This is a genomic window from Maribellus sediminis (assembly GCF_011799805.1).
Taxonomy (GTDB): Bacteria; Bacteroidota; Bacteroidia; order Bacteroidales; family Prolixibacteraceae; genus Draconibacterium; species Draconibacterium sediminis_A.
This window is the reverse complement of record NZ_WXUB01000005.1, coordinates 349,925-369,635: the sequence shown is the minus strand read 5'-3', so window position 1 is coordinate 369,635 and position 19,711 is coordinate 349,925. Positions and strand designations below refer to the sequence as shown.

Genomic DNA, 19,711 nt, shown 5'->3' with positions numbered 1-19,711 from the left:
AACATTTGTAACAACATTTACTTATTTTTATTAGATACTTACTTTTTCTCAAATGCATAAAACACTGCTACAAGCGGCATACAGCTTACTTTATCTTATCTCATCAACTATAAGGTTTTAATTCCGTGGGGATCACCAAACAAAAAGGCTGCATCTTTAACAAGACTGCAGCCTTTTGTTCTTCATTTAGTGTTGGTATAAAAAGCAAATTACACCTGATCTTCCATGTTTTGAATACTGCCGTCTTCATTGTATACCAGCTCCATAGCTTCATACAGCATAAACAGGTTTTTCCACCCGACGGCATGCCGTCGTCATGAACCATATATTACTTCCTGTAATTTTCAGAATAAAGAGAAGCGTGGTCCAGTGCACAACCGGTGATACAATCACCCACAAAAGAAAGGGAATATCTGTTCGGTTGCCTTTGGCTTATCAGAGTTTTTAATTTTATTAAATTAAACAGTATTATCCATTTAAGCAACTCTCACTTATTGTTAATTCAACCAAAACTATAATACTAAAAAACTAATTCACAAGTCTTAAAAACATCTTACAAATAATAATAAAATCCGATCATCAGAATAATATTGTACATAGAATAATTAAATTATCCATTGAAAGAAAGCAAGCAGATGCTTACATTCGTCCAATCAATATCAAATATTTTGAGCATCTAATAATCAGTAAAACGAAATGAAGAATAAATTCCTCACCATTTTATTAGTTTCCTTCTTATCCACAATAGCCATTACCACACGGAGTCAAAATATGCCATCGGAACAACACAATTTAGTTTTCGATCAGCTTGCCGATAAGTGGGATGAAGCCGTTCCGCTTGGTAACGGTATGCTGGGCTGCCTGATTTGGGAAAAAGACGGAAAACTTCGCATATCGCTCGACCGGGCCGATCTTTGGGATCTGCGCCCAAAAGAAAACATCAACTTCGACGAATGGAAATTCAATGATGTATATAAATACTGGAAATCGGGAGATTATCAAACCGTGCATAAAGAGTTCGACCGCCCGTCGAATGATTATGCGGCACCGACCAAAATTCCGGCAGCGGCACTCGAATTCGACGTTGAAAGGCTGGGAGAAGTAAAACAGGTAACACTTGATCTGGCAACGGCCAGCAGCACCGTTGAGTGGGAAAATGGTGCCATACTTAAAACTTTTATTCAGGCCGATCAATCAATCGGATGGTACTGTTTCGAAAATATTCCGGAAGAATTAACTACCGAACTGATCGCCCCCGATTACCAGGGAGAAAAGGAAAAAGAGCAGGGAAAACAATCGCTTAGTCAATTAGGATACCCCGCAGGTACAATAAAAAATGAGGCCAACAGCATAACCTACCAACAGAAAGGATGGAACGAATTTACGTACGAGGTGCATGTTGAATGGCAAAACAAAGGAAAGGTACTGGAAGGATGCTGGTCGATTTCATCTCAGAAGGATCACAATCAAATAAGCGTTCCGGCAACCGAACTCGTATCAAATGAACGGTCAAAAGGTTTCGACCAATCATTTAAACAACACCTTGCCTGGTGGAAGAATTACTGGGCACATTCTTCGATCATCATCCCCGATCCGCTTTTGGAAAAGCAGTATTTCCTCGAAATGTACAAGTTTGGAGCCGCCGCCCGCGAAAACACCCCTCCTATTTCGTTGCAGGCTGTGTGGACCGCGGACAATGGCCAGATACCGCCATGGAAAGGCGATTTCCACCACGACCTGAACACCCAATTAAGTTACTGGCCTTCGTACGCAGGCAACCAGCTTCAGCTGGAAAAAGGATTTGTTGACTGGTTATGGAATAACCGCCCGGCGTTTAAAAAGTATACACGCGATTATTTTGAGGTTGAAGGCTTGAATGTTCCCGGAGTTACCACACTGGATGGAGAAGCTATGGGTGGCTGGATTCAGTATTCGATGGGACAAACTGTTGCTGCCTGGCTGGGACACAATTTCTACCAACACTGGCGATACAGTATGGACAGGGATTTTCTGGAAACACGAACCTATCCATGGCTAAAAGACGTTGCCACCTTTTTCGAAAACATAGCGGTAACTTCTGAATCAGGGAGTCATAAACTTAGGATGAGTTCAAGCCCCGAGATTTACAATAACTCGGCAAAAGCCTGGTTTCCTGAAACCACCAATTTCGATCTGGCACTCATCCGCTGGACTTTTTCAAAAGCGCAGGAATGTGCTCTCGAACTTGGTTTGAAGGAGGATGCTGAAAGGTGGAAAAAAGAATTGGAACTTTGGCCGGATTATGCCATCGATCCGGAAACGGGCTTTATGTTTGCTCCGGGCTTCCCATATGATCAGTCGCACAGGCATTTTTCTCACCTGATGGCCTTTCATCCGTTAGGTTTGGTAGATATTTCTAACGGAGAAGCAGATAAAACAAAAATTGAAAATACACTCAAAAACCTGGCGGAACAAGGCTCTTCAGCATGGGTTGGCTATTCGTTTAGCTGGCAGGGTAACCTTTATGCCCGGGCCTTCGACGGCGAAAAAGCAGCCGAGGCATTGCGCACTTTTGCTGAATGCTTCTGCTCAAAAAATTCATTTCACCTGAATGGCGACCAGTGCAAAGCCGGACATTCTAACTTTACTTATCGTCCGTTTACGCTCGAAGGAAATTTTGCCTTTGCCTCGGGTATTCAGGAAATGTTGCTGCAAAGTCACACAGGAGTTATTGGAGTATTTCCGGCTATTCCTGCTGACTGGGAAACAGCCAGCTTCACCAAATTAAGAGCCAACGGAGCATTTGTTGTGTCTGCAGAACTGAAAGACGGAAGAACAGATAATGTCAGCATTACCTCAGAAAAAGGTGGAATTTTAGCTATTGCGAATCCTTTTAAAGGCGATTTCAAGGTCAATCGGGAATATTCAGTAAAAGACAACATCATCTATATCAATACTAAGCCAGGAGAAAACATTCAATTAACCCAAAAGAACTAATCATGCATAAATCACTAAGAATCATTCCAGCTGTATTTGCAGCACTTCTTCTTCTTTCCTGTTCTCAATCAAACGATAAGGCCGAACAGAAACAGCCAAATATCCTGTTGATCATTTCCGACGATCAGGGTTATGCCGACTTTTCACCCTTTGAAAATCACTCGGCAGAAATTTCGACCCCCAACATGAATCGGCTGGCAGAGAGTGGAATGATATTCACTCAAGCCTACACAACGGCACCTGTTTGCAGTCCGTCGAGAGCGGGCTTGAATACCGGAAAATTTCAATTTCGTTGGGATGAAAAAGCCAGCTGGGGACCAGGACTGCCAGACAGTGTACTTACCATCGCCGAATACCTGAAAGCTGCCGGTTACGCAACAGCCAGAATCGGGAAAAGTGATTACGGAACAAATTACCACAAGTTCAATGTCAGAGAGTATCCTCTGAATCACGGATATGATCATTTCCTTGGATTTAGCGCACATGCACACGACTATTGGCTGAACTCTGAGGAAAGTGCCAAACGCACACCAGATCCAAATGGAACCAGTGCGCATCTGGGGCCTTTGATGTGGGATCGGGAGTATAAAAGCTACGATGAAGGCTACCTCACCGATATTTTCACCGACGAGGCCATCAGTTATTTTAAAACGAAAAAAGATCAGCCTTTTTTCCTCACCCTGGCATACAATTCGGTACATCATGTGATTCATGAGGTTCCGCAAAAATACCTCGACAAATACGAGGTGAAACCCATTCACAATTACGATCCCGACAGCATTGAAACTTTCGGAAATCAACAGCCCGGTTCGTACGCTGCGTACTACGAAAAATATACCCGACTTGGAGCTATTCAGGATGAGGACATGCGAAAATATTACCTGGCCAACCTCAACTGCCTCGATGATAATATCGGACGTGTTTTGGATGCGCTAAAAGCAGAAGGACTGGATAAGAATACGCTTATCATATACATTTCCGATAACGGTGGCTCGCCAATCACCGGTGCTTTAAATGCTCCGCTTTCAGCCGGAAAATATTCGCTGTGGGAAGGAGGAATTCGTGTGCCAATGGCAATTTCCTGGCCGGGAAAAGTAGAAGCTGGAAAAGTTCAAACGAATTATGTTTCTGCCACCGATATTTTACCAACCATTACCGATGCGGCCGGCATTACCCTCACCGACCAAACGATTGACGGGAAAAGTCTTTTGAAACCGGAAACCGATCAGAAACGCCTTATGGTTTGGAAATGGGGAAACACCTGGGCGGTTCGCAAAGGCCCGTGGAAACTGACCAACACCAACGAATCATGGGGAAAAGGTCGTCCCTCGGCTCAGTACATCAAACCTATTTCGAATGACCTAAGCCTGAAACTTTTCAACCTCGAAAACGATCCCGGTGAAAGGGTAAATCTGGCTGAAGAAATGCCCGGAAAAGTGGAAGAATTACAGAATTCATACAACAACTGGTGTTCCGAAAATCTAGGAAAGTATTAATCACTAAAAACTTAATTCAACAAGCTTCTTTGAAATCGAAAGGGTATGAACACGACAAGAAAATTTAATCATTACGCATTGAAAAGTATTATTACATATAAAATTCCAGGCCTTCTGATAGCGCTGATTTTTCATATTTCAGTGGTTGCACAATCCAATCAAATTGATCTTTCCGGAACATGGGAAGTAAAACTCGATCCTGAAAATGAATGGTTAAAAAAAGGAAATTGCAAAAGCGAAGGCAACATAAACCTGCCTGCTTCGCTCGCCGAATTTGCTTATGGTTTTAAAACCGACTCTTCAGATTTTGGCATCCTGACCCCTTCTTACAAATACATTGGCAAAGCATGGTATTCGCGCGAAATAGAAATTCCTTCAAGCTGGAAGAACAAGCAAATTGAAGTGCATCTTGAACGCGTGCTTTGGGAATCGCGCGTGTTTATTGATGGTACAGAACTGAGCCGGAATGATGCACTGGGTACCGCACACGTACATCAACTTGGTGAGCTAAAATCGGGGGTACATCAGCTGACTGTTTTGGTAGACAATGAAATGATCCACAACATTGGCGACAAAGGACACGGCTATGGCGAATACACCCAAAGCATTTGGAACGGAATCGTTGGACGAATGGAAATGAAAGCTTTTGATCCCGTTCATATCACCGCTGTCCGCACTTTCCCGAACCTTAATGAAGATCTGCTGACACTGGAAGTGAACCTGAACTCAGCAGCTAAAAAAGCAGTCGTATTCAGCTATAGCATTAAACCGCTCAATGAGAATTCGGACATTTTACATGGAGAAAAAACCTTTCGGCCAACACAGGAACAACAGCAGTTCGTACTTGAAATACCGGTTGAAGGAAAACTAAAGAAATGGAGTGAATTTTCGCCTGAAGTTTATGAACTCGAAGTAAAACTGAGCACCGGCAAAAATTTGGATACACATGCTACCGAGTTTGGTTATTACGAAGTGAGCAAAAGCAACCATAAGGTTCTCATCAACGGAAAACCCGTTTTTCTTCGAGGCAACCTCGATTGTGTGCATTTTCCAATAACCGGTTATCCGTCTTGCAATATTGAAGACTGGGAACGGATTTTCAATATCTACAAAGATTATGGTTTGAACCACGTTCGCTTTCATTCGTGGTGTCCGCCCGATGCAGCTTTTAAAGCTGCCAACCGTGTTGGAATTTATATTCAGGCTGAAGCCTCCATCTGGATCGATTGGTGGATGAGCGTTGATAACACCGAACGCGGACGCCCCGAAATGAATACCAAAGGATTTCCTAAAGGACTGGGATATAATGCTTCACGCGACAGTTTTGTTGTGGAAGAGATGAACCGGGTGGTTGATTTTTATGGAAATAATCCTTCATTTACGATGTTCTGTATCGGCAACGAACTGGGCAATTCCGATTTCGATGTGATGAAAGAATGGGTGGCTGATCTGAAAGAAAAAGATCCGCGCCGCTTGTATGCCGTATCTACCGCACGAAAAATAACTGAGGTTGACGATTATTCAGCTACACACAGTTTACACGGTATTGGCCGCACACGCGGGCTAAACGGACCGCGCACCAACTGGGATTTTGAAGAAAACTATGGTAAAATGGATATCCCGATTGTTGCGCACGAAATTGGCCAGTGGCCGGTATATCCGCGTTGGACCGAGATTGACAAATACACCGGAACGCAAATCGCCAGAAACCTGCAGGAAATGAAAGTGCAGGCCGAAAAAAATGGCATTGCCGGTCAAAACGAAAAACTGGTACAGGCTTCCGGAGCACTCAACCAGATCATGTACAAATACGAAACCGAATCTTTTTTGCGGACAGAAAGTTGTGCCGGTGTTCAGCTGCTTAGCATGCAGGATTACCAGGGACAGGGTGAGGCGCTGATCGGCTGGCTCGATTGTTTCTGGGATAGCAAAGAAATTACAACACCTGAAAAATTCAGACAACATTTTACAACCACAGTTCCGCTTCTGAGAATGGAAAAAATGGTGTGGCAAAGCAACGAATTTTTTACTGCTGAAGCTCAACTGGCTCACTACGGCGAAACCGATTTAAATGAAAAATGCAGCTGGACAATTACCGATAATTCAGGAAATGCTTTGGCAAAAGGAAACTTTAAGCAAGAGCTATTTGAGCAGGGATCATTGTCGGTCCTTGGTAAAATCGAATATAACCTGAACCAACTAAAATCCGCCCAGGAATTGGTGATTAGCATCGAAGTTGAAAATACCGGATTCCGGAATAGCTGGAACATCTGGGTGTATCCCGAAGCATTATCCGAGGTGAAAAATTCCGACGAAATACTGATTTGTTCCGAACTCACGGGCGAAGCACTGCAACAGTTAAACGACGGGAAAATGGTGCTGCTGAACGCCAACAAACTGGGTACTGAAGAAAACTCGGTTGCGGCAGATTTTTACCCGCTTTACTGGTCGCTCACCTTTTTCCCGGGGCAGGGAAAAACAAATATCGGCCTCGCAGTCGACGAATACCATCCCGCTTTTTCGGAATTCCCAACATCCTATCATTCCGACTGGCAATGGGAAAGCATCAGTAAAAACAGCAAAGGATTTATCCTGAACGATCTGCCGGCTAAGTACGCTCCAATCGCGCAGCCTGTTGATGATTTCCACCGTAATAACAAAATAGGATCGATATTCGAACTAAAAGTAGGAAAAGGGAAATTGCTGGTTTGCGGCTACGACCTGGGCACGGAACTCCCGGTTGCCCGGCAATTGAAATACAGTTTGCTGACGTATATGCAGTCGGATGCCTTCGATCCAAAACAAGCTGTAAGTAAAGAATGGCTGCAAAGCTTGTTTCCGAGAATACCGACAGCCGAAAATGCACAGGTTGACAGCGATTTTGAAAATGCCATTTTCCACCTGAAAGCAGCGGCTAAGTTGGATAGCAAAAATGAAAACCTGCCGTGGTCAGGAAATGAAGACCAGGTTATTGTAGCCAACGATGTTAGCTACACGGTGAAAGCCGACGGAATCTGGAAAGATGATCACGTTTCGGCTTGGCACGGAAAAGAAATGGAAGTGAACCTAAAGTGTCCCGACGGGATTCTTGGAACTTTGCTGGTACATTTCAGCGACTGGAACAACAATGGACGAACCGGAATACTGGAATTTGAAGGCCGCAAAACAAAACTCGAAAAGCATACCGGAGACGGCCAATGGGTAAAATTCCATGTTATGCGTGAAGACAGCAACGACGGCAGGTTAAAACTAAAAACCAGTGCACTGACCGGGCCTAACCTGATGATTTCGGAAATCATTTTACTCAAAGAATAAGTAAATTCCGTAAAACCTGTATTTTAGAACTATATAAACCAACGAAATGAAAACTAAACTAATCCTAATTTTTGTTTGTGCAGCTTCAATCTGGGCTTGCTCAAACCGGGAAGTTACCCAAATCGACCTTTCGGGAGAGTGGATGTTCCAAACCGATCCGAACGATCGTGGTGAACCTGAAAAATGGTATACTACAAATCTACCGGAAACAGTCCGGCTGCCGGGCTCAATGGTTGAAAACGGGAAAGGGAATGACATTACGCTGGATACCAAATGGACCGGCGGCATTCAGAATCCGGATTGGTACAAGGATCCGAACTATGCACCGTATACCGATCCTGAAAATGTACGATTCCCGTTTTGGCTTCAACCCGACAAGAAATACACGGGCGCTGCCTGGTATCAAAAAATGGTAACACTCCCTGAAAACTGGGAAGGGAAAATCATAAAATTGAATCTCGAGCGTCCGCACTGGGAGTCAAAAATCTGGATTAACGGGGTGTTTGTTGGCACTCAGAACAGTCTGGCAACACCGCATATTTATACAATAAATTCTTTTTTGAAAACCGGTGAAAACAGCATCACTATCTGCATCGACAACCGCATAAAAGATGTTGATCCCGGCATAAATTCACACAGTATTACCGACCATACTCAAAGTAACTGGAACGGCATTGTGGGCGATATTTCACTCCGGGCTTTCGATAAGATTTACATCGACGATATTCTTCTATTACCCGATGCAAAGAATAAAAACGTAACAATAAAAGCTACGGTGATCAACACCGGAGATGAAACACAGAAATCTGAAATCGGTGCAGTTGCTTCCCTAAAAAGTACCGGAACCAAAAATGCAGCAAAGTCGCAAAGCTTTGAGCTGAATCCCGGAGAAAACGAAATCGAGATGATCTATCCACTAGGTGAAAATGCACTGCTTTGGGACGAATTCAATCCGAATGTTTATGCATTAACTGTAAATCTGAAAACAGGACGGGAAAGCGACAGCAGAACAGTTGATTTCGGGCTGCGTGAGTTTAAACCCGAAGGCACACGGTTTGCAATTAACGGCCGCCCTGTATTTTTGCGCGGAACGCTGGAATGTGCGATTTTCCCCTTAACCGGCTACCCTCCCACCCAAACAGAATACTGGAGAAAATTGTACACAGCCGTACAATCTCATGGATTAAATCATGTGCGCTTCCACTCCTGGTGTCCGCCCGAAGCGGCATTCGAGGTTGCCGACGAAATGGGTGTTTACCTGCAGGTTGAATGTTCGTCGTGGGCCAATCAGAGTACAAAACTGGGAAGCGGGCTGCCAATCGATGAATACATTTGGGACGAGAGCAAACGCATTGTAAAAGCATATGGAAATCACCCGTCGTTTGTGATGCTGGCCTACGGAAATGAACCCGGTGGTCCAAATTACAAGGAATTTCTTACCGAATTTGTGAATTACTGGAAAGCAAACGATAACCGGCGCGTGTACACCAGTGCAGCCGGCTGGCCGGCACTTCCTGTAAACCAGTATCACAATTTACCGGCTCCGCGTATTCAGGGCTGGGGACAACAATTAAAAAGCATTATTAATGCACAAGCGCCGAGAACAGATTACGACTGGGCTAATAAACTCCCCGGCGATGACCTGCCGGTAGTGAGCCATGAAATAGGTCAGTGGTGTGTTTATCCAAACCTTAAGGAAAAAGAAAAATACACGGGTGTTCTGAAGGCTAAAAACTTCGAATTATTTCAGGAAAGTCTGGAAGCGCATCAAATGGGAGAGTTGGCAGACAGCTTTTTACTGGCCTCCGGAAAATTACAGGCGCTGTGTTACAAAGCTGATATTGAAGCAGCTTTAAGAACGCCCGGATTTGCAGGATTTCAGTTGCTCGATCTGCACGACTTCCCGGGTCAGGGAACGGCGCTTGTTGGTGTTCTCGATCCGTTTTGGGAAGAAAAAGGATACATCACACCTGAAGAATACAGCAGATTTTGTAACCAAACTGTTCCGCTGGCCCGACTTCAGAAACGAATTTTTAACGAAGGTGATTCGCTCCTGGCGGAAATCGAAGTGGCGCACTTTGGCGAGAATCCAATACCGGATGCAAATCCTTCGTGGAAACTTACCGAAGGAGATAAAGTAATTGCAGAAGGTACACTGGGGCAACAAAAAATACCTGTCGGAAACTGTATTCAACTCGGAAAAATTGCCTATAAAACTCAAGCTGAAAACCGACCACGAAAAGTAACGCTTCAAGTAAACGTGAATGATTTTTCCAATAGCTGGGACTGCTGGATTTATCCGGCTCAACTTCCCGCTAATTCTGATGAAATATTAGTGGTTAACAAACTGGATAAAAATACTGTTGAGGCGCTTGAAAGCGGTGCAAAAGTATTGCTTTCAACAAAAAAGGGAACGATTAAAGATGGTTATGGCGGAGAAGTTGGGATCGGTTTTTCAAGCATTTTCTGGAATACCGCCTGGACAAACGGCCAAAAGCCACACACCTTAGGAATTTTATGTGATCCGCACCATCCTGCATTGGAACAATTCCCGACCGAATACCACTCGAACTGGCAGTGGTGGGATGCCATGAGCCATTCCAACGCCCTTCGGTTGGATGCCTTTTCGAAGCCGGTTAAACCCATTGTTCGGGTAATTGACGACTGGGTTTCTAACCGCCCGCTCGGACTGCTTTTTGAGGCACGCATCGGAAAGGGAAAATTACTGGTTTCGGGAATTGATCTTACTACCGATTTGCAGAACAGGCCTGAAGCACGTCAGTTGAAATATAGTCTCGAAAAATACATGAAGGGCGATAAATTCAAACCGCAAATGGAGTTAACATCCGACGAGATTACAAACTTATTCAGGTAAGGAAAAGCATAAAGAATCGCGCAACCTGGAATATAAAAGTGGGTACAGCTCTAAATTGAACTGTACCCACTTTTTATGATGAAAATTACAAATCAGCCGGCAATCTTCATCCATGAACTGATTGCCCGGAATTAATATTTTAAGGATTTACTTCTTCGGCTCCCAAATTACGACCTCCAACAATACCTTCGTAATCAGATACCATTTCCTTTAATTTTTCGGGATTGCTTTCTGCAACATTTTTCTGCTGCCCGATGTCGGCACCTAAGTCATAAAGTTGATATCCGGGATCATTACCTAATTCGATATTTTCCCGCACTGCCACTCGCGGCTCATTGTAAGGTGGAATCATCAGCCATTGTCCTTTTCGATAGGCGGTGCGCGAGGTGGCCTCCAAAACCAGGTCGTCTCTGCCTTTTTCTGATTTTCCAAGCAGAACATCCAGCATTTCCTGACTGTCAGTAGCCTTTTCAACCGCTCCTGTAAGTTGTGCCAGCGACGCCAGAATATCGATTTGACTGATTAAAGCGTCAGATTTTTTCGGGGCAATTTTACCTTTCCAGTAAGTAACAAAAGGCACGCGTGTTCCGGCTTCAAATAAACTGTATTTTCCTCCGCGCAAGCCACCTTTTGGATTGTGATCGCCAAGCCTTTCAACGGCATCGTCGTAATAACCATCGTCTAAAACAGGCCCATTATCACTCGAGAAAATGATCAGTGTGTTTTCCAGGAGACCTTCTTCTTCCAGCGTTTTTAAAAACTCACCAATGCACCAATCGGCTTCCACAATTACATCGCCACGTGGCCCCAAATCGGTACTCCCTACAAATCGCGGATTTGGCGTGCGTGGTACGTGCGGTTGCTGCAGTGCGTAGTACAAAAAGAAGGGTTCGTCTTTGTGCTTCAAAACAAAATCCTGAGCTTTTCCCAGGAAATGATCGGCCATATCCACATCGCTCCATTTGGCTTTTTCGCCACCTTTCATGTAACCAATACGGGGAATTCCGTTCACGATCGAATGGTTATGTCCGAAGTGCCAACGCATGGTCAGCAGTTCAGGATTATCTATTCCGGTTGGTTCGCCTTCGAAATTCTTGTATTGATCTACCTGAATCGGATCATCCGGATCGAGCCCGTCAACCAAACCATTTTCGATATAAACAGTAGGAACCCGGTCCTGTGTTGCTGCCATGATGTACGAATAATCGAATCCTACTTCATTTGGCCCTGGCGCTATTGCCTGGTTCCAGTCAACATGTCCCGATCCCAAACCAAGGTGCCATTTGCCGACAACTCCGGTGCGATAGCCCTGCGCTTTAAGCATTTTCGGGATGGTTATCTGTGCGGTATCAATAATAAGCGGCGCCGTACCCGGCAGTATTTTAGCATCTTTGTTTCGCCAGGGATAAACACCGGTCAACAATGCGTAACGGCTGGGAGTGCAGGTTGAGGACGAAGCATGACCGTCGGTAAACAAAACTCCTTCGTTGGCCAGTCTGTCCATATTTGGGGTCTTAATTTCCGTTGCCCCGTAAGCCCCCACATCGCCATAGCCCAAATCATCGAGGTAAATAATCACGATATTGGGTTTTGTTTCCTGCGATGACGTTTCTTGTTTCGATTGCGTACCGGATGAACATCCAACAAAAATTAGTGTAGCTCCTGCAAATGCAGTGTAAAAAAGTGTTTTGAATTTCTTCATTTTATTGATCGGTATTTTTTTTGGTTTGATTTAACGCAACTCAATTTTATTCAATTAGTTAACAAGAATGAATTTGCAGGCGCCCGGTTTTAGTGAAAACTCAGTTGTTCCCCTTAATTTATACTTTTCACCGCTATACACGTCCTGAACTTTCGCACCATCTTCAATGCCAAGTTGCTCAAGTTTTGGGCTAAAATTCGTGACAGCTTCCTCACCGGCGTTTATGATCAGTATCGCGGATTTTCCATTGTCCAGATTTTTCTTCCATACTTCAACCGCATTTTCGGAATAAATATACCTCCCCTGCTCTGTTGGATCCTGATCGATGGCAATTGCAAGTTTGTTTGTTATTATCTTTTTATCCGAATCCAGCATGTACCGAGGATCATTTCCCAGAAAAAGCGGTGCCGACATTACACACCACAATGCAAAATGCGATTCCTGCTCCGCTACCGACAGGCCGTTATCGCCGTTTGCCAGCATATCGGGGTCGTTCCAGTATCCGGAGCCGGCAAAATCAGCGCATAGGTTATTTTTATGGGCAATCCCCATTACCGAACGTGGTGCATAATCTGATGGCTTATCTCCGCTTTTGTGTGTAAAAAATGCTCCGCCCGAAACTCTGGCACTAATATCTCCGGTGGTTCTCGACATGTTACAGACTTCAGAATTCCAATCCCGGAATTTATAAGCGCTAATGCTCAAAACCATAGTGCTTTTCTTTTCGTCGAGAATTTTCCGCCATTTTCGGTAAACCTCTTCCGTTTTTTCCTCTGTCCAGCAATTCGCTTCGCAATCTAAATCCAGCTTGCATTTATCAACTTTAATAAAATCTAATCCCCATTCGATAAATTGGTTGATATGAACCTCTTCGATATTATAGGCACCAACTTTATCGCCACCGCAATCGTGGGTGCCCGGAACAGTGTGTACGCCAAACTTTAAGCCTTTTGAATGAGCATAATCAACCAAAGGTTTTATGCCGTGGGGAAATTTTACGGGATGTGATTTTAGGCGGCCGTCAGCATCCAGTTCAGTATCCCGCCAACCTCCATCGACCACCACGTATTCGTAACCGGCATCTTTTAATCCGCTTTCGACAATGGCGTCGATACATTCTCTTATGATCGTCTCGTTAATGTCATTTTTTCCAAAATAATTCCAGCTGTTCCATCCCATTGGAGGAGTTGGTGTGAGCGACTTAAAATCCTGTGCACCTGCGGTTACAAACAACCACAGACTAATTAACAGTAATGTACTTTTTGTTCTCATGAATTCAGATTTGCGGCATGTCCACTATTCCACATTAATTTATATTTCGTAATGAATTATTGATGTTACTATTTCTGGATAAACGGCTGTTTTACCTGTCCCAAATAATTGGTTCCTTTTGTGACTTTACTGCCCGAAATTTTTGCAAATACATCAGCGGGCACCATTTGGAAACAATTATTGATAAGTACCTGGGTTGAAGAATTTATTTCAACAATGGCTTCTCCTGCTATTGGCTTTCCCGAGCGCACGTTATCGAGCACCAGTTCGTGACAATCGGTAAACGACATTGACGGACCGATCTCGGTAGCAATATCGATGTTGGAGAAATACAGATTCTTGCCGGTTTGAGCGATAAATCCCCGTTCTGCTTTAAGGTTGATGTTGGTTAAGGAAATTTCCTCCACCGGCATTTCTTCAATTCCGGTTAATGCGCCGGCCTGGTTTATATCCACTCCGGTAACATCGCTGATATGAATATTTCTGAAAATAGGTGTGCGCTCGGTAACCGGTTCCACACTGGTTCCCTTATCGTAAAACAGGTTAAAGATGAAGGCCGTATTTTTGATATCGCGCATCACAATGTTATTCACGCGGATATTCTCAACAACACCGCCACGACCACGGGCCGATTTCAGGCGAATGCCGTTGTCGGTTCCATCGAAAACGCAATTCGAAATCGTCACGTTTTTTACTCCACCCGACATTTCGCTTCCAATGACCACTCCACCGTGCCCCGACAACATCACACAATTGGTAACGGTAATATTTTCAGAGGGTTTACCATAATTTCTGCCGAACTCGTCTCTCCCCGACTTGATCGTTACACAGTCGTCGCCCACGCTGATAAAGCAATCCGAAATGCGCACATTACTACAGGATGATGGATTGATACCGTCGGTATTGTAACCGTCGTGTGGATTCGAAATGGTAATTCCATGCACGCGAACATCATTACAAGCAACCGGATTCACGGTCCAGAATGGCGAGTTCATAATGGTTATTCCTTCGATATCTACATTTTCGCATTCGATAAACTGGATAAACGGCGGACGAAAGAAATGCTCTTTTTCATACTTGGTTCCAACCAGTTCTGCATTTTCTGCTGCCCAGAATTCCTGGTACGGAGTCAGATCAACCACCCGGTCGCCTTCGTGTTTAAAACCCATCGTCTGGCGCTGGGCTGCCCACCAGTATTTACCGTTTCCATCCATCGTTCCTTCGCCCTTAATGGCAATATTTTTGGCCCCAACAGCATAGATTAGTGGCGAAAAGGTATTCATAAAATATCCTTCGAAACGCACCCTTGTATAGGGCAAGAAGTCATCGAAATCGTCGGAAAACTGAATGTGTGCACCGGCTTCCAGATCAAGAGTTATATTACTTTCCAGGTGAATCGGCCCGGTCTGGTAATTTCCGGCCGGGAAATAAATAGTGCCTCCGCCATTCTCTGCAGCTTTTTGAATGGCTCCATTAATAATATCTGTTGATTTTTCCTTACCGCTGGCATCGGCTCCCAGCTTAACTACATTGTATACTTCAGCCCGAAGATTCGAAACAATAAAAAGTAAGATCAGGAATGATGTAATTTTATTCATGGCAATTGATTTTTGTATGCTGAATACCAAAAACAAACGGATAACTGATTTGTGCCTTAAATATACTATTAATGCGGTAATCGCATTAAACAATTATTCGCGTAGAATTTTAGTGACCAAAAGGTTGAATTACACTTATCGATCGATAACAACAATCTGGTATCTTCTTCCCCAGGCAATTACTATTCCCCGGATAAAACAGGCTTTGGTTTTCTCACTTACTTTTCCGATAAATCGGCACATATCAATTTATTATCGTTGCGTATAAATACATGCTTATTGGCAAAGGCAGGATGTGTCCAGGTTACGCCGCGAGGCAATTGCTTTTTTGTGGGTTCAATTAATTTTGCCCGGCTGATTTCGGTAAATCCTTTGGGTGATAATTCAGTAATAAGCAATTCTCCCTGTTCATTAAACATCCAAATTTTATCGTTGTGTTGAATAAAATGGATGTTTGCCCAGCGATTTCTTTTCACTGCAGTTTGATCTTCCCAAATGCGGTCGCCTGTGAAAAAGTCAAGACAGCGCAACTCGCCGTAACTGTCGACACCATAAATGTATTTACCTAAAATTACCGGGGTGTTCATCACACAATGTAAGGCGTCGGTTTTACGCTCGCTTTCGCCACTCCGCTGCCAAATTTTTTCGGCGCTGGTATAATCATCGCCCAGTTTTACCAACATCGAGCCGCTGTAAAAAGCACTAACAAAAATATGATCGTTTGCTAAAACTGGTGTGGCAATACTCATCCCCGAACCCGTTTCCCATGGAAAGCGCCAATACACTTCACCGTTTTCAGGGTTTAAACCCGACAAACTGTGTTCGGTCCAGTTGACCACTACCCGCTTACCGCTTTTTTCGATTAACAGGGGTGCGGAGTAGCCGGCTCTGTCATCTAAATTGCGCCAGATTTCTTTGCCGGTATTTTTATTAAAGGCTACAATACATGCATTATTACTGCCACTTACATGGACAATAATCTTATCGTCAACAAGCAAAGGAGTTGCTGCAATTCCCCAAATCGGCATTACAATTTCGTATGCTGTATTTAGATCCTTTTTCCATACCACCTCTCCTGAAGCCGCATCGAAACAAAATAAATGCCCCATGGTTCCCAGCGAATAGGCTTTTCCGTCATTAATAACAACAGAAGCTCTCGGTCCGGCAGGGTAACCAATACCGAGGTATTCGCAATCATATGCAAATTCCCAAAGTTTAGCTCCGTTTTTCTCATCGAAACAAAGCACTCGTTCTTGCTGTACGGGTTTTTCAATCCGGTCGCTTACATAAACTTTGCCATTTGCTACTGTCGGTCCTGAATAGCCCGGGCCAATGGTTACCGACCATTTTACCGGAATCGTATCTGATTCAAATGCGTTCAGAATTCCGGATTCATTCCAGACGGCATCGCGGTTAGTTCCACGCCAATCGGGCCAGTCTTGTGCAATTACCAATGAACTTGCGATGCTAAATAGCAGAAGTATAAGTGCTCGTTTCATCACTATCAATTTCAGGCAAATTTAGTTTTAAATCTAACTTTTTAAAGGAAAATGCAGATAGAAAGCAGGTTTTTAACGGCAACTCGTTTTGATCGGCTGGTTAAAGCTTCAAGGCCTTTTCGCCTTTGCAAATAACCAGAATCGGTACTATTCCACTTTTTTATTCTGCCAATAAAATACCTTTAAACCTTTCATTGCGAATTGAGTTATTATCATTGACACAAATATTCATGAAATGATAAAATCACTACTACAGGTCCTCATAATTGCATTCATCTTCTTCTCCTGCTCGCCATCGAAAAGTAAAAAAGCAGAACAAGTTGCTGTTCAATCCGACACAATGCAGACACCAAACATGGAATTGAGTTGCTGCCAGGTAAATTCGAAATCGCGCTTTCTGACCGGAACCGACACCAGTGAAATTAAGGCAAATCCGGCCGGTTATGAGGACATGGCTTTTATCGAAGGAGGAACCTTTGAAATGGGCGCCGACAACGATCAGGCCCGGCCCGATGAATTCCCCAAACATCCGGTTAAAGTAGGCAGTTTTTGGATGGATATCCATGAAGTAACCAATGCTCAGTTTGCAAAGTTTGTTGAAGAGACCGGCTATATTACCGAGGCCGAAAAAGATATTGACTGGGAGCTTATGAAAACGCAGGTTCCGCCGGGTACGCCAAAGCCTTCAGCTGAGATGTTAAAAGCCGGTTCTATGGTGTTCACTCCCCCAGCACAATCGGTTCCGTTAAACGATTATTCGCAATGGTGGTCGTGGGTAGTTGGCGCCAGCTGGAAACACCCTGAAGGGCCTGACAGCAACATAAACGGCAGGGAAAATAATCCGGTGGTGCACATCTGCTGGAACGATGCTGTGGCCTATTGCAAATGGGCAGGTAAACGATTGCCTACCGAAGCCGAGTGGGAATTTGCCGCCCGCGGTGGTCTGCAAAATAACATTTACCCCTGGGGAAATGAGCACATCGAAGAAGGTGCCCCAAAAGCCAATTCCTGGAACGGACATTTCCCGAATATGAATACACAAACCGATGGCTTTTACGCTACTTCGCCCGTTAAATCATATGCCCCAAATCCTTATGGCTTGTACGATATGGCCGGTAATGTTTGGGAATGGACAGCCGACTGGTACGACATGGATTATTACAAAAGTCTTCCAACTGATAAATTAACTACAGATCCCAAAGGCCCCGATAAAAGCAACGATGCACGAAATCCGTACGACCAGCGAAAAACCATTCGTGGCGGTTCTTTCCTGTGCAACGACAGTTACTGCTCGAGTTATCGCGTTGCTGCCCGAATGCCCGGTGAGATCTATACCGGAATGAGCCACACTGGATTTCGCTGTGTGAAAGACATAAATTAGTAATAGTATTATGCCACGAACTACCCTTACTCATTTACGCATCGGTTAAATGATAAATTATTACGCATTTAATTCATATTCAAACTGCCCTTTTTTGTTTAATTCTTATTAATATCAGATAAACAATATTAAACTTCTTTATCCATTACTTGTTTGGGAAACAAAAGAATACACGCTTTCAGTTAATGGACCATCGATGGCCATTTTAGTGAATCATGACGATGAAGCACGTGAATACGGTTACATGCACGGTACTGAAAAAGCGGTTGGAGATACAGCAGAAAAAGGCTGTTACGTAGTAAGCATGAAAAATGATTTTAAAGAAATTTTTGCGTAATAGTCAGGCTCGAACAAAAAAAACGGATAAAATGTTTTGAAAAATAGAGCTGCTCAAGTATTGCACTTAACATTATACTTAAGTAACTTGGGGAAAGATGCTTTTAAAGGACAAACTTAATCCATCAGCATCCGAATTAAATTGTATTGATCTCCCAGAAATGAATACGAACAAACACCAATATTAAAATGCAATGAAACGAAAATTGAACGTTATCTCCACAATTATTGTCTCGGCAATAATTTTAATGGGTTGTACTCCACCCATTACTTTTCCACCGGTGTCGCAAACCGCAACCAATGCCCACAACCAGGGGCAGTTTGTATGGCACGACCTGGCCACCTATAATCCAATAGCCGCGCGAGATTTCTACTCCGAAGTTTTCGGATGGGAATATGAAACGCTTGGCTATGGCGAGAATACCTATTTCGTTATTAAGAATGAAGGAACGCCAATTGGCGGTATTTTTAAACTGGCCGATCAATACGGTAAGTCGGCAGAATGGCTCAGTTCTATGTCGGTTCCGGATGTTAACGCTGCCATTAAATACAACTCATCGGCGGGTGGCAAAACCATCTTTAAAAAAGCAACATTTGCAGGAAGAGGTGAAACTGCACTGGTTCAGGATCCCCAGGGAGCTTTCGTTGCTTTTCTGAAATCAGAAAGCGGAGATCCGCAACCACAACGAGCCGGTGATATAAAAATGAATTCATGGTTGTGGAACGAACTATGGACCACCGACTTGCAAGCGTCGATCGATTATTACAAGGGACTTACCACCTGTGAAAGCTCTGAAGTGAAAGATTCAAAAGTTCCGTACTTCCTCTTTCAAAAAGACAATAAAACGCTGTCCGGAGCCATTGGAAATCCGGTTGAAGGTGCCCGAAGTTCGTGGATGCCTTATATAAAAGTGAAAGATGTAAAGGCAACGCTGGCAAAAGCCAAAGCTGCAGGAGCTCATGTTATGATGGAACCCGATCCATCGATTCGAAAGGGTACCGTGGCCGTTTTAATGGATCCAACGGGAGCACAGTTTACAATACAACAATGGATTTTAAGATAAAAATGTCATGAAAAAGAAAATAAAAATAGTAGCCGTTTTAGTGCTATTGGCAGCCGGTTTTGCCTTGTCAGGCTGTGCAAATATGCATTGGGGAGCCAATGCCGGAGTTGATGTTCGCTTTGGCCCGAATGGCCCCAGACTCGATCCTCACGTAAGTCTTGATATGTACAGCGGAGGAAGAATGTAGTTTGTTCAGT

General features: G+C 43.9%; 12 protein-coding genes. 8 read left to right on the top strand and 4 right to left on the bottom strand.

Going from position 1 to position 19,711, the window contains the following annotated elements; genetic code table 11:
- The first annotated feature begins 696 nt into the window (after nt 1-696).
- From HFD85_RS19060 to HFD85_RS19045, 4 genes are read left to right on the top strand one after another with little or no spacing between them, the layout of a single operon-like run.
- Complete coding sequence (locus HFD85_RS19060; RefSeq protein ID WP_167613459.1) at nt 697-2,976, top strand: glycosyl hydrolase family 95 catalytic domain-containing protein; 2,280 nt, start codon at nt 697-699, stop codon at nt 2,974-2,976.
- A 2-nt stretch (nt 2,977-2,978) separates the two neighbouring features.
- Nucleotides 2,979-4,472 (top strand): sulfatase family protein, encoded by a 1,494-nt coding sequence (locus tag HFD85_RS19055; RefSeq protein ID WP_167613457.1) that lies wholly within the window; start codon nt 2,979-2,981, stop codon nt 4,470-4,472.
- 45 nt (nt 4,473-4,517) lie between these two features.
- Nucleotides 4,518-7,787, top strand: coding sequence for a glycoside hydrolase family 2 TIM barrel-domain containing protein (locus tag HFD85_RS19050; protein ID WP_167613455.1), 3,270 nt, complete (start codon nt 4,518-4,520; stop codon nt 7,785-7,787).
- Between the two features lie 46 nt (nt 7,788-7,833).
- Nucleotides 7,834-10,662 (top strand): sugar-binding domain-containing protein, encoded by a 2,829-nt coding sequence (locus tag HFD85_RS19045; RefSeq protein ID WP_167613453.1) that lies wholly within the window; start codon nt 7,834-7,836, stop codon nt 10,660-10,662.
- Between the two features lie 139 nt (nt 10,663-10,801).
- Here the strand turns inward: HFD85_RS19045 and HFD85_RS19040 are convergent, their stop codons facing one another.
- The 4 genes from HFD85_RS19040 to HFD85_RS19025 form a co-directional block, all read right to left on the bottom strand.
- Nucleotides 10,802-12,364, bottom strand: coding sequence for a sulfatase family protein (locus HFD85_RS19040; RefSeq protein ID WP_167613451.1), 1,563 nt, complete (start codon nt 12,362-12,364; stop codon nt 10,802-10,804).
- A gap of 54 nt (nt 12,365-12,418) precedes the next feature.
- A complete protein-coding gene (locus tag HFD85_RS19035; RefSeq protein ID WP_167613449.1) occupies nt 12,419-13,636 on the bottom strand; it encodes a glycoside hydrolase family 27 protein in 1,218 nt (405 codons plus the stop codon).
- Between the two features lie 68 nt (nt 13,637-13,704).
- Nucleotides 13,705-15,234: a glycoside hydrolase family 28 protein gene (locus tag HFD85_RS19030; protein ID WP_167613447.1), complete on the bottom strand. Its 1,530-nt coding sequence runs from the start codon at nt 15,232-15,234 to the stop codon at nt 13,705-13,707.
- A gap of 218 nt (nt 15,235-15,452) precedes the next feature.
- Entirely contained in the window at nt 15,453-16,733 is a 1,281-nt protein-coding gene (locus HFD85_RS19025; protein ID WP_167613445.1) for an outer membrane protein assembly factor BamB family protein, read from the bottom strand.
- Between the two features lie 235 nt (nt 16,734-16,968).
- Here HFD85_RS19025 and HFD85_RS19020 point away from each other — a divergent pair, with 235 nt between their 5' ends.
- From HFD85_RS19020 to HFD85_RS19005, 4 genes are all read left to right on the top strand, one after another.
- On the top strand, nt 16,969-18,114 hold the full coding sequence (locus tag HFD85_RS19020) for a formylglycine-generating enzyme family protein (RefSeq protein ID WP_167613443.1): 1,146 nt from the start codon (nt 16,969-16,971) through the stop codon (nt 18,112-18,114).
- Nucleotides 18,115-18,310: 196 nt separating this feature from the next.
- Nucleotides 18,311-18,451: a hypothetical protein gene (locus tag HFD85_RS19015; protein WP_167613441.1), complete on the top strand. Its 141-nt coding sequence runs from the start codon at nt 18,311-18,313 to the stop codon at nt 18,449-18,451.
- Nucleotides 18,452-18,644: 193 nt separating this feature from the next.
- Nucleotides 18,645-19,514: a VOC family protein gene (locus tag HFD85_RS19010; RefSeq protein WP_167613439.1), complete on the top strand. Its 870-nt coding sequence runs from the start codon at nt 18,645-18,647 to the stop codon at nt 19,512-19,514.
- 7 nt (nt 19,515-19,521) lie between these two features.
- Nucleotides 19,522-19,701 (top strand): hypothetical protein, encoded by a 180-nt coding sequence (locus HFD85_RS19005; protein WP_167613437.1) that lies wholly within the window; start codon nt 19,522-19,524, stop codon nt 19,699-19,701.
- The last annotated feature ends 10 nt before the right edge of the window (nt 19,702-19,711 follow it).

Excerpts from the sequence above, each read along its gene's own strand:
- HFD85_RS19015 (WP_167613441.1), top strand. The coding sequence starts at position 18,311 with ATGGCCATTTTAGTGAATCATGACGATGAAGCACGTGAATACGGTTAC.
- HFD85_RS19025 (WP_167613445.1), bottom strand. The coding sequence starts at position 16,733 with ATGAAACGAGCACTTATACTTCTGCTATTTAGCATCGCAAGTTCATTG.
- HFD85_RS19045 (WP_167613453.1), top strand. The coding sequence starts at position 7,834 with ATGAAAACTAAACTAATCCTAATTTTTGTTTGTGCAGCTTCAATCTGG.
- HFD85_RS19005 (WP_167613437.1), top strand. The coding sequence starts at position 19,522 with ATGAAAAAGAAAATAAAAATAGTAGCCGTTTTAGTGCTATTGGCAGCC.
- HFD85_RS19035 (WP_167613449.1), bottom strand. The coding sequence starts at position 13,636 with ATGAGAACAAAAAGTACATTACTGTTAATTAGTCTGTGGTTGTTTGTA.
- HFD85_RS19055 (WP_167613457.1), top strand. The coding sequence starts at position 2,979 with ATGCATAAATCACTAAGAATCATTCCAGCTGTATTTGCAGCACTTCTT.
- HFD85_RS19010 (WP_167613439.1), top strand. The coding sequence starts at position 18,645 with ATGAAACGAAAATTGAACGTTATCTCCACAATTATTGTCTCGGCAATA.
- HFD85_RS19020 (WP_167613443.1), top strand. The coding sequence starts at position 16,969 with ATGATAAAATCACTACTACAGGTCCTCATAATTGCATTCATCTTCTTC.
- HFD85_RS19050 (WP_167613455.1), top strand. The coding sequence starts at position 4,518 with ATGAACACGACAAGAAAATTTAATCATTACGCATTGAAAAGTATTATT.
- HFD85_RS19030 (WP_167613447.1), bottom strand. The coding sequence starts at position 15,234 with ATGAATAAAATTACATCATTCCTGATCTTACTTTTTATTGTTTCGAAT.
- HFD85_RS19060 (WP_167613459.1), top strand. The coding sequence starts at position 697 with ATGAAGAATAAATTCCTCACCATTTTATTAGTTTCCTTCTTATCCACA.
- HFD85_RS19040 (WP_167613451.1), bottom strand. The coding sequence starts at position 12,364 with ATGAAGAAATTCAAAACACTTTTTTACACTGCATTTGCAGGAGCTACA.